Below are 16,106 nucleotides of genomic sequence, written 5' to 3' on the forward strand. Positions count from 1 at the left end.
CCTTTCGAAAGACTGAAAATGTCCAAGCTCATCTCCAAATGGAACTACCCCACCACCGTCCGCTTCGGCGCCGGGCGCATCAAGGAATTGCCTGATGTGCTCAATGTGACGGGCATCAAGCGGCCGCTCTTCGTCACCGATCCCGGCCTTGCGAAGCTGCCCGTCGTCGCCTCGACGCTGAAGATCCTCGACGATGCCAAGATCCCGTATGGCGTCTTCTCGGAGGTGAGGCCGAACCCGGTCGAGTCCAATCTCACCGCCGGCATCGCGGTGTTCAAGAAGGGCAAGCATGACGGCGTCATCGCCTTCGGCGGCGGCTCCGCGCTCGACCTCGGCAAGCTGATCGCCTTCCAGGCTGGGCAGACCCGGCCTGTATGGGATTTCGAGGATGTAGGAGACTGGTGGACCCGGGCCAATTCGGACGTGATTGCGCCGATCATCGCGGTGCCGACCACGGCGGGCACGGGGTCCGAGGTCGGTCGCGCCGGCGTGATCACCAATGAGGAGACCCACACCAAGAAGGTCATCTTCCATCCGAAACTTTTGCCGGCAATCGTCATTGCCGACCCGGAACTTTCGGTCGGCATGCCGGCCTTCATCACCGCCGGCACCGGCATGGACGCGCTTGCGCACTGCCTGGAGGCCTATTGCGCGCCGGGCTATCATCCGATGGCGGACGGCATCGCGGTGGAAGGCATAAGGCTGGTGTTCGAGAACCTGCCGAAGGCCTTCGCCAACGGCAAGGATCTGGTCGCCCGCGCGCATATGATGAGCGCGGCGGCCATGGGCGCCACCGCTTTCCAGAAGGGGCTCGGCGCCATCCATTCGCTGTCGCATCCGATCGGCGCGCTCTACGACACCCATCACGGCATGACCAACGCGGTGTTCATGCCCTATGTGCTGGCCTTCAACCGCGAGGCGATCGAGGACCGTATCGTACGGCTCGCCGCCTATTGCGGCATCAAGGGCGGCTTCGACGGCTTTGCCAAGGCGATCATCAAGCTGCGCAAGGAGCTCAAGGTGCCGCACGCGCTGCCCGGCCTGATCAGGGGGCTCGACATGGACAAGAAGCGCAAGACGCTGATCGCCGACATGGCGGTGGTCGATCCGACGGCTGGCGGCAATCCGGTGAAGCTGACCAAGAAAGCGGCGCTGACGCTGCTCGAAAATGCGATCGCCGGTGCCGTTTGAGAGCCGGCTTTCAAGACCAAAAGTTGAAGAAGGGAACAACTCGAGGAAAGGGAGAAGGGGCAAAAATCAAGGCAGCTAACCATTAGCCGGAAAATTAAGTGCGGGCTAATTGCTACAGTCCGTTAAAAAGAGTTAACTTTTTTCGCTGTGGGCTTCGGTTTCAAAAAGCCTTCATCTGGCTGTCACACGAAAACGATACCCGCATCGCAGGCGCCTAACAGCGCCAGTTCAACGGAGAGAACACATGTTCAAGTTCACGGGGAAAGTGCTTTCCCTCTCGGCCGCGGCGCTCTTCGCGTCGACGGTGATTTCGTCCGCCGCTTCGATGGACGATCTCGTCAAGGCCGCGAAGGCGGAAGGCCAGCTCACTGTCATCGCGCTTCCGCATGACTGGTGCGGCTATGGGGCAGTGATCGACGCTTTCAAGGCTAAGTATCCGGAAATCACCATCAACGAGCTCAACCCGGACGCCGGCTCGGGCGACGAGGTCGAGGCGATCAAGGCGAACAAGGACAACAAGGGCCCGCAGGCGCCTGACGTCATCGACGTCGGCCTGTCCTTCGGTCCGACCGCAAAGAAAGACGGCCTGATCCAGGCTTACAAGGTATCGACCTGGGATTCGATCCCGGACAGCGCCAAGGATGCCGATGGTTTTTGGACGGGCGACTATTACGGCGTGCTGTCCTTCCTGGTGAACAAGGATCTTGTGAAGGAAGCTCCGGCTGACTGGGCAGACCTGCTGAAGTCAGACTATGCCAACACCGTCGCCCTTGCCGGGGATCCGCGTGCCTCGAACCAAGCGATCCAGGCGGTCTACGCCGCCGGCCTGTCCGGTGGTGCCGCCGCTGGTGAAGCAGCCGGCACGGCAGGTCTCGACTTCTTCAAGAAGCTCAATGCCGCTGGCAATTTTGTGCCGGTCATCGGCAAGCCGGCCACGCTAGCTCAAGGTCAGACCCCGATCCTGGTCACCTGGGACTACAACGCGCTTGCCGGCCGCGACACGCTGAAGGGCAACCCGCCGGTCGACGTCGTCGTGCCGAAGACCGGCGTCGTCGCCGGCGTCTATGTGCAGGCGATCAGCGCTTATGCGCCGCATCCGAATGCCGCCAAACTCTGGCTCGAGTACCTCTACTCCGACGAGGGTCAGATTGGCTGGCTGAAGGGTTACTGCCATCCGATCCGCTTCAACGACCTCGCCAAGAACGGCAAGCTTCCCGCCGATGTGATGGCCAAGCTGCCGCCGGCCGAAGCCTATGCGTCGGCAGTGTTCCCGACCCTCGACGAGCAGGGTAAGGCCAAGGAGGCGATCACCAAGAACTGGGACGCCACTGTTGGCGCCAACGTGAAGTAATAGAATGATACGGCCGGGCGGCTCTGGCCGCCCGGCGCTTCTCCCAGACGGTAGCCCGCGCATGACCGATCTTTCGCTCTCCAACCAGACAATTTCGGGAAAGACGGCGCCGCCCAGCGAAGCGCGCGCGTTGCGGCTGCCGACGCAGTGGATGGGCGTTGCGCCTTTCTTCATCTTCGCCGTCATGTTTCTTATCCTGCCCACGCTCTACCTGATGCTGGGCGCGTTCCAGAACGAGGCCGGTGAGTTCACGCTGGAAAATCTCATCGCCCTGTCGGAGCCGAATATCGTTGCCGCCTACTTGATTTCGATTAAGGTCAGTCTGGCATCGGCGCTTATCGGAGCGTTTGCCGGCCTGGCTATCGCCATTGCCATCGTGCGCGGCGGCTTGCCCAGTTGGATACGGTCGGCGACACTGACCTTTTCCGGGGTGGCCTCCAATTTTGCCGGCGTCCCTCTGGCATTTGCCTTCCTCGCAACGCTTGGACGCCTCGGGCTTGCCACCGTCATCCTGAACACCGTGTTCGGCCTTAACATCTACGCGCATGGCTTCAACATCTTGTCGTTCTGGGGCCTCACGCTGACCTATGTCTATTTCCAGATTCCGCTGATGGTGGTCATTATCGTGCCAGCGATAGACGGACTGAAGAAGGAATGGGGCGAGGCTGCCGCGACACTTGGCGCGACTACTGCCCAATACTGGCGCATGGTCGTCATCCCGGTGATCTGGCCGAGCTTCCTCGGTACCGTTATCCTGCTTTTCGCCAACGCCTTCGGGGCGATTGCCACCGCCTATGCCTTGACCGGCTCGTCGCTCAACATCGTGCCCATCCTCCTCTACGCGCAGATCCGCGGCGACGTGCTTCACAATGCGCATCTCGGTTATGCGATCGCCTTCGGCATGATCGTCATCACCGGCCTCGCCAATGTCTTTTACATTTGGTTCCGGACGCGTTCGGAGAGGTGGCTGAAATGAAGACTGGACGCTTCTGGGCCTGGGTCGTCTTCATCCTTGGCGCGGCCTATTTCTTTATCCCGCTGATCGCGACTGCGGAATTCTCGATGCGCATGCGTCGCGGCGCCTACTCGTTCGACGCCTATCAGATCGTGCTTGGCGACGCCCGCTTCCAGGCGACATTCATGTACTCGGTGGTTGCCGCCATATTCACCATCATCCTCGGCGTGCTGGTGGTGGTGCCGGCGGCCTATTGGATCCGCCTTCGCCTGCCGCAGCTCAGGCCGATCGTCGAGTTCATCACGCTGCTGCCGCTTGTCATCCCGGCAATCGTCATCGTCTTCGGCTACATCAGAATGTACGGCTCGAATTCGCCGCTGCCGTTCCTGGCAAACGATACGGCCACCAACGCCCTGCTTGTGATCGGCTACGCGACGTTGTCGCTGCCTTATATGTATCGGGCGGTGGATACCGGCCTTCGCACCATTGATGTGCGCACGCTGACGGAAGCGGCGCAGATCCTCGGCGCCGGCTGGTCCACGATCATTACTCGGGTGATTCTGCCAAACGTGCTGATCGCTGTGCTCTCCGGCGCCTTTCTGACTTTCGCCATCGTCATCGGCGAATTCACGATGGCGAGCCTGCTGAACCGTCCGGCGTTCGGGCCGTATCTGCAGAATATCGGCGCCAACCGCGCCTATGAGCCGGCGGCACTTGCCATCATCGCCTTCGCCATCACCTGGGGCTGCATGTCGCTGATCCAGATCCTGTCCCGTTTCGCGCCGAAATCGGCGAACCGACCGAATTGAGCTGAGAGAAAAGCCATGGCCGAGCCATTCCTGTCCATCCAGCATGTGCGAAAGTCCTACGGCACCAACACCGTGGTGCAGGATTTCAGCCTCGATGTCGAACCCGGCGAATTCGTCTCCTTCCTCGGCCCGTCCGGCTGCGGCAAGACGACGGTGCTGCGCATGGTCGCTGGCTTCGAAGAGCCGTCGGCCGGCAAGATCGTCGTTGGCGGCAAGGACATCACCCGGTTGAAGCCCAACCAGCGCAATGTCGGCATGGTGTTCCAGGCCTATGCGCTGTTCCCGAACCTGACCGTGGCGCAGAACATCGGCTTCGGGCTCAAGGTGGCGGGCATGTCGAAGCCGGCCATCGATTCCCGAGTCGCCGAGATGCTCGACATCATCAAGCTGCCGCAGATGGCCGACCGCTATCCCTACCAGCTCTCGGGCGGCCAGCAGCAGCGCATCGCGCTCGCGCGGGCGATTGCTCCGAAACCCAAACTGCTTCTGCTCGACGAGCCGCTGTCGGCACTCGACGCCAAGGTGCGTGTATCGCTGCGTGAGGAAATCCGCTCGATCCAGAAGAAGCTCGGCATCACCACCATCTTCGTCACGCATGACCAGGAAGAGGCGCTGTCGATCTCCGACCGCATCGCGGTGATGTATGGCGGCAGGGCCGAGCAGGTCGGCACGCCATTCGAGATCTACAACCGGCCGGCAACCAAGTTCGTCGCCAATTTCGTCGGCACGCTCAACGTGCTGGAAGGCAAGGTCACCGACGCCGCCTCGGGCAAGGTGCAGGTCAACAGCCAGGAAGTCTCGCTCAAGGGCAAGCTCAACGGCTCCAAGTCCGGCGACACGCTGTCGCTCGCGCTGCGGCCAGAAGCGATTTCGCTGGGGCGGCAGCCTGGCCATGACGCCAGCCTGTCGGGCGAGATCGCCGAAGTGCATTTCCTCGGCTCTGTGATCCGCGTGCGCGTCGGCATCGGCGGCAACACGGTGTCGCTCGACACATTCAACAATTCGACGACGCCGCCGCCGGTCGTCGGCGACAAGGCGGACATTTCGTTCTCGTCGGGCGATATGCTGGTTCTGCACTAGGCTGTGTCGATATTCAGGTGAGGCCGGCCCGCAAATGGCGATCTCCTGCGCTTCCGGTGCTGGCTGAAGCGCATCAGGCCAGTGCAATGTGGCGTGTAGCCGGGCAATATCGACGCGCCGGTATAATCAACAGCATCCTTGTCTCAGGGTACTGCCAAGCTGCGTGCTTCGCCGCTACGATAAGCCATGGCCCTCTTCGAGCTCACCCTCATCCTGCTTCTCATCGCGGTCGCACTGACGGCGCTGTCGCGCCGTCTTGAAATACCCTATCCGTCGCTGCTGGCGCTCGCCGGTGTTGCGCTGGCTTTCGTGCCGGGCGCGCCAGTGATCGAAATCGATCCCGAACTGGCGCTGGCGCTGTTTATCGCACCGGTGCTGCTCGACGCCGCCTACGACACGTCGCTGCGCGACCTGAAACGCTACCGGCTGTCGCTGGTGCTTCTGGCGCTCGGCGCCGTCGTCTTCACGGCCGTGGCGGTCGCCTTCGTCGGCTGGAAGATGGCCGGTCTGCCGATCGCGGCGGCGATCGCGCTCGGCGCCATCGTTGCGCCGCCGGACGCGGTGGCGGCAAGCGCCGTGCTCAACCAGTTCAAGGTGCCGCACCGCATCACCGCCATCCTGCAGGGCGAGAGCCTGCTCAACGACGCCACGGCGCTTTTGATCTACCGGATTTCGGTTGCGGCAGCGATCGGCACGCTCATGCTGAAAGACGCAGTGCCCGTCATCCTGCTAGCCACGATCGGCAGCGTTGTCGGCGGCTATCTGTTCGGCCGCCTCTCGGTGATCGCGCTCGAGCGCATCGAAGATGCGGCAAGCAGCACCGTGGTGCAGTTCGCCGGGACCTTCGCGGTGTGGATCATCGCCGACAAGCTCGGCCTTTCGGCCATCATCACCATCGTCGTCTACGCCATCACCATCGCGCGCCGCGCGCCGCGCCGCATGACGGCCAGACGCCGCGTCAGCACCTATTCGGTCTGGGAGTCGGCGGTATTCGTGCTCAACGTGCTGGCTTTCGTGCTGATGGGCCTTCAGGCCCGGTCGATCGTCGGCCGGCTCTCCGGTGACGGACAGGGCGAGGCCTTTTTGTTCGCCGCGACGGTGCTGGCCATCGTCATCGTGGCGCGTATCGTCTGGGTGGCGGGCTATGTCGCGGTCATACGCTGGTTTGCCCGCTACGCCAGCGAGGAGGAAAGGCGCGATGGCCCGACATTCCCCGGCGCCGTGCTCGTCGGCTGGTGCGGCATGCGCGGGCTGGTGACACTGGTCGCAGCCGTTGCCTTGCCCGCCAACTTTCCTGGGCGTGACCCGATCGTGCTTGCCGCCTTCGCCGTGGTGCTGGGCACGCTGGTGCTGCAGGGCATGAGCCTGAAGCCGCTGCTGCGCTGGCTCGACTTCCCGCGCGATACCACGGTCGACGGCGAGGTGGCGCTGGCGCGCGTCGCCATCATGCAGGCGGCGCTCGACGTGCTCAGCCGCAAGAATTCGGCCGCGGCGGCTGTGGTGCGCGAGCAATATGAGGCGCAGCGCAAGGTCGCGGAGAACCCGGAGGACGCGCAAGCGGCGACCGAGTATGACCGGCTGCGGCTCTACGCCATCAACCGCCAGCGCGACACGCTGGAAGAATTGCGCCGCAACGGCACGATCGGCGACGAGGCCTATCACCGGCTGGAAGAGGAGATCGACTGGGCGGAACTGGCTGCGTCGCCGGCCGGAAGCTTCCAGCCACTGACGACCTATTAGAGCGGCTCGCAGACCGTCGGCTGGATCACTCGCCTGCCTACGCGGCACATTGCAACGTCGCCTGCGGGGCGCTAGTGCGATCATAAGAAGTGAGCCGGTTAATCAATGAAGCTGATCAGCTACAATATCCAGTATGGCTATGGCAGCGACGGGCGCTACGATCTCGCCCGCGCCGCCAGGTTGGTTGATGGTGCCGACATCATCGCGCTGCAGGAGGTCGAGCGGCATTGGCTACGCAGCAATGAGGACGACCAGCCCGCGATCATGTCCGGTTTGCTGCCCGACTATTATTGGGCCTACGGCCCGGCCTTCGACATGGACGCCAGCGAGAAGCGCGACGGTCGCGTCGTCAACCGCCGGCGGCAGTTCGGCACGATGGTGCTGTCAAGGCTGCCGATCGTCTGGTCGCGGCTGCACACGCTGCCGCTGCGGCGCACGCTGAGGCCGCTCAACACGCGCAACGCCGCGCTCGAATGCATGATCCGCACCCCGGCCGGACCGGTGCGAGTGCTCTCCTTGCATCTGGCGCATATCGCGGCCGAGGAGCGGCTGGAGCAGATCGACTATCTGCTTGCCGAGCATCGTCGTGCGCCATCCGACGGCGGCCCGTGGAGCGGCGCCGACGACGAGCCGCAGCGCAACTGGTCGAACGGCCAGGCGGAGCCCGAAAACCCTCAAGCGGCGATCTGGCTTGGCGATTTCAACATGGAACCAGGCAGCGCTGAATACCAGCGTATTACCGGCAGCATGCCGTATCATCCCGGCGCCGCCTATATTGACGGGTTCGTCGATGCCGCTTCCGTCGCCGCCGAGCCCACTGCGGACTTCCATACGCACGAAAAGATCATCGACGGCAGGCTGGCGAAGCGCCGGCTCGACCATTGCTTCGTCGGCGGCATGCTGGCCGGGCGCGTGCGTTCGGTGAGCGCCGACATCGGCGAGGTGGCTTCGGACCATTTTCCGCTCAGGGTCGATGTCGATCTGGAAACGCCGGGCATTGCCCCAGGCCTGGCAGGCAGGTGAACCGGGCATGACGCTTTTCGTCTTCCTTGCGGTGCTCTCGGCTGCCGCCATGCATGCGATCTGGAACGCACTGGTCAAGGTGCATCTCGATCGCTTCCTGTCGATCACGCTGATGACGCTCGGCATGGGCGCCGCGGCACTCGTGGCGCTGCCCTTCGTCGAAGTGCCCAAGGCCGAGGTCTGGCCATTCATCCTCGCATCGGTTTTCTTTCACATGGGTTACCGGACATTCCTGATCGGCGCCTACAAAGCCGGCGATTTCGCCCAGACCTATCCGCTGGCGCGCGGCACCGCGCCGCTGCTTTCGGCGCTGGGCGGCATCGTGTTGGTCGGGGAGGTGCCTGCGCCGCTCGCCATCGTCGGCATTTTGCTGTTGTCGATCGGCACGCTGGTCATGTCGTTTCGCGGCGGCGTCCATCTCGAGCGGTTTAATTTGCGCGCGGTCGGTTTCGCGCTCGGCACGTCGATCTTCATCGCCAGCTATACGCTGTCCGACGGCAGCGGCGCGCGGCTCGCGGCGACCGCGACGAGCTACGCTGCCTGGCTATTCGTCTGCGATGCGACCTGGGCGCTGGTGCTGTGCGTCGCCTTTCGCGGGCCACAGTCGCTGCCCGTGCTGGCGCGCGACTGGAAGGCAGGGCTGTTTACCGGCGTGCTCAGCGGCGCGGCTTACTGGATCGTCATGTGGGCGATGACCAAGGCGCCGATCGCCTCGGTCGCGTCGCTGCGCGAGACGTCGATCCTGTTCGCCATGCTGATCTCGGTGCTGGCGCTGGGCGAGAAGATGACGGCCTGGCGCGCGGCCGCTGCGCTCGGCATCGTCGCGGGTGTCGTCGCGCTGAGAATGGGTTGATTGCCATTCACCCGAACACGGTCATCACCTCGCCGCGCTTCTCGGGGCTGAAGCGGACGACGACGATGATGCAGACGGCAACCACGCCGGCAAACAGCGCCAGCGCGTAACCGTAGCTGCCTCCCGGCGCTTCGGCGATGCCGGCCTGATACGGACCGCCGCACGAAGCGGCAAGGTTGCCGGCCTGATAGATGAAGCCAGGCAGGGTCGCCCGCACCGAGCCCGGCGACAGTTCATTGAGATGCACCGGGATGACGCCCCAGGCGCCTTGCACGGCCACCTGCATGATAAAGGCGCCGATCGCCAGCATGAAGGGCGTGGTCGTATAGGCCCAGAGCGGGATCGCCGGCAGGGCGATCAGGCAAGCGAGCGTGATGGCGTTGATGCGGCCGATCTTCTCCGACAACGCGCCGAAGGCCAGGCCGCCGACGATGGCGCCGATGTTGGCGACGATGGTGATCCAACTCACCGTGTGCGGATCGAAGCCGTGCTGCTTCTTCAGGAAGGTCGGATAGAGGTCCTGCGTGCCATGGCTGAAGAAGTTGAAGAACATCATCAGCACCACGGCATAGAGCGCGATGCCCCAGTGCTTCTGCAGCGTTTCGAGAAGACCGGGCCGTGCCTGCGAACGGCCTTCGACGAAAGCAGGCGATTCCGGCACATGCGAACGGATGAACAGCACGATCAGCGCCGGCGCGAAGCTCAAGAGGAACATGGCGCGCCAGCCGATGGTGAAGTCGCCGATCTTCTGTCCGTAGAGCAGTCCGTAAGCGACAGCGGCCAGCAGGTAGCCGGCCGGATAGCCGCATTGCAGGATGCCCGAGACCATGCCGCGCGCGTTGGGGGGAATGGATTCCATGGCAAGCGAGCTGCCCAAGCCCCATTCGCCACCCATGGCGATGCCGAACAGCGCGCGCAGCGCCAGGAATATGCCGAGGTTGGGCGAGAAGGCGGCCAAGGCGCCGATCACCGAATAGCTGACGATATTCAGCATCAGAATAGGCTTGCGGCCGTATCTGTCGGCAAGCATGCCGAAGAAGAACGCGCCGATGAAGCGCGTCGCCAGTGTCAGGAACAGTGCTTTGGAGACCGCCGGCACGTCGGTTTGGAATTCAGCGGCAATATCGGTGAGCAGGAAGGTCAGAAGGAAGAAATCGAAAGCGTCGAGCGTCCAGCCCAGAAAGGATGCGACTACGGTTTTCTTCTGTTCGCTGGTGAGGTTCAAGGCAGTGCTCCTTTTGCATTCCCCAGAAGGAGCGATATGTTCCACGGCGGGCAAAAGAGAACGGGACAACCGCCGGTTTTAAGCCGGCGAGCGGTCACATTTGCGTCACCTCGAGATCAATGACCATCAGCCCCTCGGTGCCGCCTTCGAGGGCGGCGACAAGGCGCGCGCCGGCGCGCTGGTGCGCCTCATGCACCAGATAGGCGTCGCGCGCGGCGGCATCGCGGAAATCGATGGTGAAACCATGCGTGAAGCCGCGCGCGAAAGGCTCGGGGCTGACATTGGGGCTGAAGTGCACCTTGCCCATGCCGTCGATGACGGCGCGCAAGGCTTCGAGATCGGCATGGATCGCCGCCCGCTCGGTTTCAGGAACGTCGTCGCGAAAGCGGACAAAGACGCAATGCCGGATCATTGTTGATGCCTCATGCCGCCTTGTTGCCCTTGAACACGGCCGGCGGCAGCGGCTCGCGGCCGAGGATCAGGTCAGCGCCTTTTTCACCGACCATGATGGTCGGCGCATTGGTGTTGGAGGAGGGGACGCGCGGCATCACCGACGCATCGCAGACGCGGAGATTTTCGATGCCGCGCAGCCTGAGATCCGGTGTCACCACGGCCATCGCGTCATGGCCCATGCGGCAGGTGCCGACCGGGTGATGATCGGTCTTGGAGGTGCGGCAGGCATAGTCGAAGAGGTCGTCGTCGCTTTGCAGGCTCGGGCCGGGCAGCACCTCGCGCAGCACGTAGGGTTGCAGCGCCTTCTGGCGCACGATCTCGCGCGCCAGCCTGAGCCCCTTGATCGACATGTCGCGATCATAGGGGTCGGACCAGTAGTTCGGGTCGATCAGCGGGTGGTCGGCCGGGTCGGCGCTCTTCAGCCGCACCGTGCCGCGCGAACGCGGACGCAGGAAGGCGGAGTTCAGCGTCACGCCCGGGTTCTTCAGCTTCTCGACCCCGGCCTCGATGCCTGAGCCAAGGCCGAGATGGAACTGGATGTCGGGCGAGGCGGCGGTCGGATCGGCGTACCAGAAGCCGCCGGTCTCGAAGAGGCTCGAGGCGACGGGTCCATTCTTGAACAAAAGGTACTGCAGCCCGGCCCACATCGTGCGGTGCAGCTTGGCGTAGTTGTCGTAGGTATAGTCGCCGGTGCATTCGGCGATCACGAAGAGGTCGAGATGGTCCTGCATGTTGGAGCCGACGCCGGGCAGGTCGTGGACAGGCGTCAAGCCGACCGATTTCAGATGATCGGCCGGGCCGATGCCCGACTGCATTAAGAGCTTGGGCGAACCGATGGCGCCTGAGGAGACGATCACTTCGCGTTCAGCGCGCAGGATGGTCTTTTCACCGCCTGGCTTGTCGACCGCCTCGATGCCCATGGCGCGGCCCTTCTCGATGACGATGCGGGTGACCAGCACGTCGGTCCTGACCGTCAGATTCTTGCGATCGCGGATCGGTTTCAGATAGGCGACGGAGGCGGACGAGCGGCGCGCATTCTTTTGGGTCAGCTGGTAATAGCCGACGCCTTCTTGGGCAGCGCCATTGAAGTCCGGGTTGAAGGGTATGCCCATCTCCTGTCCGGCGCGGAAATAGGCCTCGCAGATCGGCAGCGGCGAGATCGGGTTCGACACGCCGAGCGGGCCTTGGTCGCCATGAAAGTCGTTGGCGAAGCGCTGGTTGTTCTCGGCGCGCTTGAAATAGGGCAGCACGTCGCGATAGCCCCAACCGGCCAGGCCTTCCTCTTTCTCCCAGGCGTCGTAGTCGCGGGCGTTGCCGCGCGTGTAGATCTGGGCGTTGATCGATGAGCCGCCGCCGACCACCTTGGCCTGCGTGTACCAGAAGACGCGGTCCTTCATGTTTCTCTGCGGCACGGTCGACCAGCCCCAGGAGGCGATGCCCTTGGTCATCTTGGCGAAGCCCGCCGGCATGTGGATCAGCGGATGCCAGTCCTTGCCACCGGCTTCCAGAAGCAGCACGGAATTGGACGGATCCTCGCTCAGCCGGTTGGCGAGAACGCAGCCGGCCGGCCCGGCACCAACAATGATGTAGTCAGCCATTGTTCCTCACAAGCGTGGCACGGAGAGCGCGCCGTCGACATCGATGACCGATCCGGTCGAAAAGCCGAATTTGCCGGAGGCGAGCGCCGCAACCACGGCGCCGATATCGGCGGCTTCGCCCCAACGTTTGGCCGGCACCAGGCCGCCGTCGATCAGCGCGTCATATTTGGCGGAAACGCCGGCTGTCATGTCGGTTCGGATGATGCCCGGCCGCACCTCGAACACGCCGATATTCTCGGGCGCGAGCCGCAGCGCCAGGTTCTTCACCCACATTGAAAGGCCGGCCTTGGAAATGCAGTAGTCGGCGCGCTCAGGCGAGGCCATCGTAGCGCTGACCGAAGTGATGGTGATGATCGATCGAGGTGATACAGCAGGTGTCGCCAACATGGCCCTGGCGACGGCCTGGCTGAGGAACACCGTGCCGCGCAGATTGATGCCGATCGCGCGATCGAAGTTCTCCGGCTTCAGGTCCAGCAGGTCGCCACGCACGACGGCGCCGACGCCGGCATTGTTGACCAGGCAATCGATGCGGCCGAAGGCGTTCATCGCGGCTTCGACCATTCTTCGATGAGCGGAAAGATCGGCAACGTCGCAGTGGAAGTAGGCGAATTTCGCGCTGCGAGCCGCAAAGTTGGCGGCGAGCTTGTCTGGCGCTTTTTCGGCAAGATCGGCGACAAGGATATCGAAGCCGACATCGGCAAGCGCCTCGGCGCAGGCGAGCCCGATGCCGCGCGCGCCGCCGGTGACGATGGCTGCCGGGCGGGTCATTGGAGACTGGCCTTGTGAACGCCGGCGCTGCCCCTCATCGCCCTGCCGGCCACTTCTCCCCGTATAGTGACGGGGAGAAGGACGCTGTCGTCGACGCCTTCGCCAATCGCCAGCGTCGCAGAATGGGTGCCAAGGTTGCGGCCAGAGTTCTTCTGCCCGTTTATGGTAGGGCAATCGCATATGGGTTTATTGGCGAATGCCAACACAACGCCGTCATCCTCGGGCTTGTCCCGAGGATCTGCCGTCGCACGCAGATAGAGCGCGACCAGTTCGGGGAAGCCGGTAGATCCTCGGGACAAGCCCGAGGATGACGGGATCGAGGCCTGCAGGTTATTCGAACTCCCAGGGCCATATGCGATAGCCCTGCCGTTTACGGGAAGAAAGTGCCGGCAGGCGGATGAGGGGCTGCGCCGGCCTATCATGGGGAAAGCTCCGTCTTGCGGATGTGGTCAGCAACCCGCAGCGCCTGCGCCGCGATCGACAGCGCCGGATTGACGGCGGCCGATGTCGGCAGGAAGCCGCCATCGACGACGAACAGGTTTTGATGGTCCCAGGCGCGGCAGAAGGTGTCGAGCGGCGAGGTGGCCGGGTCGTTGCCCATCTTCACCGTGCCGCATTGGTGCGAGGGCGTGCGCTTGTCGAAGGGGCGCGACAGCACGATCGGATAGCCGCAGGCGCGAAGGTTCTCGCGCATCACCTTGGTCAGGCCTTCGAGCGACTGCATGTTGGAGCGGCGCCACTGCATGACGATGTCCTTGCCGTCGACCATGATGCGGCTTTCGGGATCGGGCAGATCCTCGCACATCAGGTACCAGTCGACGGCGTGGCTGGCCATGAAATCGAGCGCGAATTTCGGTACCCGCTTCACATTGGCCTTGAGCATGTTGCCGTCGATCTTGCCAAGCAACTGCACATTGCCGAGCGGCTTGCCGCCCTTGCCGTCCGACAGATAGTAGTCGTTGAGCATCAGCGTCTTCTGGTAGACGGCATCGTTGGGGCGGCGCGGATCGATCGCCAGCATCGCGCACGAATTGTGGTTCATGAAATTGCGGCCGACCTGGTCAGAGCTGTTGGCCAGTCCCTTGCCATTCGCGGAGGGCGAGCGCAGCAGGATGACGGCGGAATTGACAGCGCCTGCCGACAGGATGACGAGTTTCGGCGACAGCGTCTTTTGCGCGCCATTCTGGGTGTAGTGGATGGCGGCAATCGTCTTGCCGTCCGGCGCGGTTTCGAGCCAGTCGACATGGGCGCTGGTTTCGAGCCGGATATTCGGGTCCTTCAGCGCTGCGGTCAGCGGTCCGGTCTGCGCGTCGATCTTGCCCTGGCCGGTGTTCGGGAACGCATCCCAGCCCGTCCTGCCGTCTTTCAGCCAGGCTTCGATGTCGACGCCGAGCGGCAGCGAGGCGGGGTGCAGGCCGAGGTTCTTCAGTTCGACGCGGGCGCGCGCGATCGGCGGCTCGTCGGGCACCGGCTTGAAGGCGTAGGGGATCGAATGGAACGGCTCGGTCGGGTCCTCGCCGAGGGTGCCGCGCACGCGAAACAACTGCTCGGCCTTCGAGTACCAGGGCTCGAACTCGTCATAGGAGAACGGCCAGGCCGGCGACATGCCGCCGAAATGCTCCAACTCGGAGAAATCCTCCTTGCGGTAACGGATCAGCACCGCGCCGAAGAATTTCGAATTGCCGCCGACATAATAGTAGTTGCCGGGGTTGAAGGCCGCACCGCCGGCCTCGCGCCACATCTCCTTCGGCCGGTAGTGTTCGTCGACAAATATGGAACGCGTCGAGCGCGCATGCGGCGTCGCGGGCAGCGGTTCGCCGCGCTCCAGGATCAGGATCGAGGCGCCGCTGCCGGCCAAGCCGGAGGCGATCGTGGCGCCGCCAATGCCGGAGCCGATGATGACGATATCCGGGTTTGCCATAGCTTTTAAAGGATGCGCTTCTCGGTCGCCGGATCGAAGAACACCGCCTTGCTCAGATTGAACGCAAGCGGCGTGCTGGTGCCGGGCTGGATCCTGGCGTCGGCTCTCAGCCGCGCCACCACGCCCTTGCCGCCGAGATTGGTGACGGCGAACGTATCCGATCCCGCCGGCTCCACCACCTCGATGTGGCAGTCGGCGGTGGCGATCTCGGATCCGTTACGCTCGGCGCCTTCCGGATCGGTCAGCGCTTCCGGGCGGACACCGAAGATGACCTGCTTGTCCTTGAAGGCCGCAAGGCCGGCGGGCGCGCCAGGCATCGGCAGCACGATCGGCTGGCGCGACTCGCGGTCCAGCACGACCGAAAGCCCGCTGCCATTGCCGTCGATCTTGGCCGGGATCAGGTTCATCGCCGGCGAGCCCATGAAGTCGGCGACGAAGATGTTGGTCGGGTTGTTGTAGATCTCGGCCGGCGTACCGAACTGCTGCACCTCGCCGTCGCGCATCACGGCGATCTTGGTCGCCAGCGTCATCGCCTCGATCTGGTCGTGCGTGACATAGACGATCGTCGTGCCGGTGGTGGCATGCAGGCGCTTGATCTCGATGCGCATGTCGACGCGCAGCTTGGCGTCGAGGTTGGAGAGCGGCTCGTCGAACAGGAAGAGTTTCGGGTCGCGCACCAGCGCCCGGCCCATGGCGACGCGCTGGCGCTGGCCGCCGGAAAGCTGGCTGGGCTTGCGCTGCAGGAGATGGCCGATCTGGAGGATCTTGGCCACCTTGTCGATCGCCGCCTGGCGCTCCGCCGCAGGCACGCCACGCATCTCCATGCCGAAGGCGATGTTTCCGGCAACCGTCATGTTCGGGTAGAGCGCGTAGCTCTGGAACACCATGGCGATATCGCGCTTCGAGGGATGGAGGTCGTTGATGGCGCGACCATCGACGCGGATCTCACCCTCCGTGATCTGCTCCAGCCCGGCGATGGTGTTGAGCAGCGTTGACTTGCCGCAGCCGGACGGACCGACCAGCACCAGGAAGCCGCCCTTTTCGAGCTCGACATTGATGCCCTTCAGGATCTCGACACTCCCGAAGCGCTTCTTCAGCCCATCAATTTCCAGAAAAGCCATGATCGTTCCTTCCGAATG

At 63.6% G+C, this 16,106-nt stretch carries 14 protein-coding genes; 8 read left to right on the forward strand and 6 right to left on the reverse strand.

Going from position 1 to position 16,106, the window contains the following annotated elements:
• Window positions 1-18 precede the first annotated feature (18 nt).
• The 8 genes from CK230_RS10215 (at window position 19) to CK230_RS10250 (ending at window position 9,002) form a co-directional block, all read left to right on the forward strand.
• Complete coding sequence (locus CK230_RS10215; RefSeq protein ID WP_095817066.1) at window positions 19-1,191, forward strand: iron-containing alcohol dehydrogenase; 1,173 nt, start codon at window positions 19-21, stop codon at window positions 1,189-1,191.
• Between the two features lie 244 nt (window positions 1,192-1,435).
• On the forward strand, window positions 1,436-2,542 hold the full coding sequence (locus CK230_RS10220; RefSeq protein WP_095817067.1) for an ABC transporter substrate-binding protein: 1,107 nt from the start codon (window positions 1,436-1,438) through the stop codon (window positions 2,540-2,542).
• Between the two features lie 61 nt (window positions 2,543-2,603).
• The gene (locus CK230_RS10225) at window positions 2,604-3,518 is read left to right on the forward strand and encodes an ABC transporter permease subunit (RefSeq protein WP_095817068.1); all 915 of its coding nucleotides are present in this window, start codon (window positions 2,604-2,606) and stop codon (window positions 3,516-3,518) included.
• On the forward strand, window positions 3,515-4,306 hold the full coding sequence (locus CK230_RS10230) for an ABC transporter permease (RefSeq protein ID WP_095817069.1): 792 nt from the start codon (window positions 3,515-3,517) through the stop codon (window positions 4,304-4,306). The genes CK230_RS10225 and CK230_RS10230 overlap by 4 nt, the downstream gene beginning before the upstream one ends.
• Window positions 4,307-4,321: 15 nt before the next feature.
• Window positions 4,322-5,386, forward strand: a complete 1,065-nt coding sequence (locus tag CK230_RS10235; RefSeq protein WP_095817070.1) for an ABC transporter ATP-binding protein — start codon at window positions 4,322-4,324, stop codon at window positions 5,384-5,386.
• Window positions 5,387-5,572: 186 nt separating this feature from the next.
• Window positions 5,573-7,126: a sodium:proton antiporter gene (locus CK230_RS10240; RefSeq protein WP_095817071.1), complete on the forward strand. Its 1,554-nt coding sequence runs from the start codon at window positions 5,573-5,575 to the stop codon at window positions 7,124-7,126.
• A gap of 105 nt (window positions 7,127-7,231) precedes the next feature.
• Window positions 7,232-8,149: an endonuclease/exonuclease/phosphatase family protein gene (locus tag CK230_RS10245; RefSeq protein ID WP_095817072.1), complete on the forward strand. Its 918-nt coding sequence runs from the start codon at window positions 7,232-7,234 to the stop codon at window positions 8,147-8,149.
• A gap of 7 nt (window positions 8,150-8,156) precedes the next feature.
• Window positions 8,157-9,002 carry an EamA family transporter gene (locus tag CK230_RS10250; protein ID WP_095817073.1) on the forward strand — a complete coding sequence of 282 codons (846 nt, stop codon included), beginning with the start codon at window positions 8,157-8,159 and terminating at the stop codon, window positions 9,000-9,002.
• 7 nt (window positions 9,003-9,009) lie between these two features.
• On the opposite strand, the gene CK230_RS10255 is transcribed toward CK230_RS10250, so the two are convergent.
• The 6 genes from CK230_RS10255 to CK230_RS10285 all read right to left on the reverse strand — a co-directional run bounded on the left by CK230_RS10255 (window position 9,010) and on the right by CK230_RS10285 (window position 16,088).
• Window positions 9,010-10,227 carry an MFS transporter gene (locus CK230_RS10255; protein WP_095817074.1) on the reverse strand — a complete coding sequence of 406 codons (1,218 nt, stop codon included), beginning with the start codon at window positions 10,225-10,227 and terminating at the stop codon, window positions 9,010-9,012.
• Between the two features lie 94 nt (window positions 10,228-10,321).
• The gene (locus CK230_RS10260; RefSeq protein WP_095817075.1) at window positions 10,322-10,639 is read right to left on the reverse strand and encodes a Dabb family protein; all 318 of its coding nucleotides are present in this window, start codon (window positions 10,637-10,639) and stop codon (window positions 10,322-10,324) included.
• A gap of 10 nt (window positions 10,640-10,649) precedes the next feature.
• Window positions 10,650-12,278, reverse strand: a complete 1,629-nt coding sequence (locus tag CK230_RS10265) for a GMC family oxidoreductase N-terminal domain-containing protein (protein ID WP_095817076.1) — start codon at window positions 12,276-12,278, stop codon at window positions 10,650-10,652.
• A gap of 6 nt (window positions 12,279-12,284) precedes the next feature.
• Entirely contained in the window at window positions 12,285-13,046 is a 762-nt protein-coding gene (locus tag CK230_RS10270; RefSeq protein WP_095817077.1) for a 3-ketoacyl-ACP reductase, read from the reverse strand.
• 418 nt (window positions 13,047-13,464) lie between these two features.
• The gene (locus CK230_RS10280) at window positions 13,465-14,967 is read right to left on the reverse strand and encodes a GMC family oxidoreductase (protein WP_095817079.1); all 1,503 of its coding nucleotides are present in this window, start codon (window positions 14,965-14,967) and stop codon (window positions 13,465-13,467) included.
• Window positions 14,968-14,972: 5 nt separating this feature from the next.
• A complete protein-coding gene (locus CK230_RS10285; protein ID WP_095817080.1) occupies window positions 14,973-16,088 on the reverse strand; it encodes an ABC transporter ATP-binding protein in 1,116 nt (371 codons plus the stop codon).
• Window positions 16,089-16,106: the final 18 nt, after the last annotated feature.

The organism is Mesorhizobium sp. WSM3859 (genome assembly GCF_002295065.1).
In the GTDB taxonomy this organism is placed as follows: domain Bacteria; phylum Pseudomonadota; class Alphaproteobacteria; order Rhizobiales; family Rhizobiaceae; genus Mesorhizobium.

Coding starts and splice junctions, on each gene's coding strand:
- CK230_RS10215 (WP_095817066.1), top strand. CDS start 19: ATGTCCAAGCTCATCTCCAAATGGAACTACCCCACCACCGTCCGCTTC.
- CK230_RS10220 (WP_095817067.1), top strand. CDS start 1,436: ATGTTCAAGTTCACGGGGAAAGTGCTTTCCCTCTCGGCCGCGGCGCTC.
- CK230_RS10225 (WP_095817068.1), top strand. CDS start 2,604: ATGACCGATCTTTCGCTCTCCAACCAGACAATTTCGGGAAAGACGGCG.
- CK230_RS10230 (WP_095817069.1), top strand. CDS start 3,515: ATGAAGACTGGACGCTTCTGGGCCTGGGTCGTCTTCATCCTTGGCGCG.
- CK230_RS10235 (WP_095817070.1), top strand. CDS start 4,322: ATGGCCGAGCCATTCCTGTCCATCCAGCATGTGCGAAAGTCCTACGGC.
- CK230_RS10240 (WP_095817071.1), top strand. CDS start 5,573: ATGGCCCTCTTCGAGCTCACCCTCATCCTGCTTCTCATCGCGGTCGCA.
- CK230_RS10245 (WP_095817072.1), top strand. CDS start 7,232: ATGAAGCTGATCAGCTACAATATCCAGTATGGCTATGGCAGCGACGGG.
- CK230_RS10250 (WP_095817073.1), top strand. CDS start 8,157: ATGACGCTTTTCGTCTTCCTTGCGGTGCTCTCGGCTGCCGCCATGCAT.
- CK230_RS10260 (WP_095817075.1), bottom strand. CDS start 10,639: ATGATCCGGCATTGCGTCTTTGTCCGCTTTCGCGACGACGTTCCTGAA.
- CK230_RS10265 (WP_095817076.1), bottom strand. CDS start 12,278: ATGGCTGACTACATCATTGTTGGTGCCGGGCCGGCCGGCTGCGTTCTC.
- CK230_RS10270 (WP_095817077.1), bottom strand. CDS start 13,046: ATGACCCGCCCGGCAGCCATCGTCACCGGCGGCGCGCGCGGCATCGGG.
- CK230_RS10280 (WP_095817079.1), bottom strand. CDS start 14,967: ATGGCAAACCCGGATATCGTCATCATCGGCTCCGGCATTGGCGGCGCC.
- CK230_RS10285 (WP_095817080.1), bottom strand. CDS start 16,088: ATGGCTTTTCTGGAAATTGATGGGCTGAAGAAGCGCTTCGGGAGTGTC.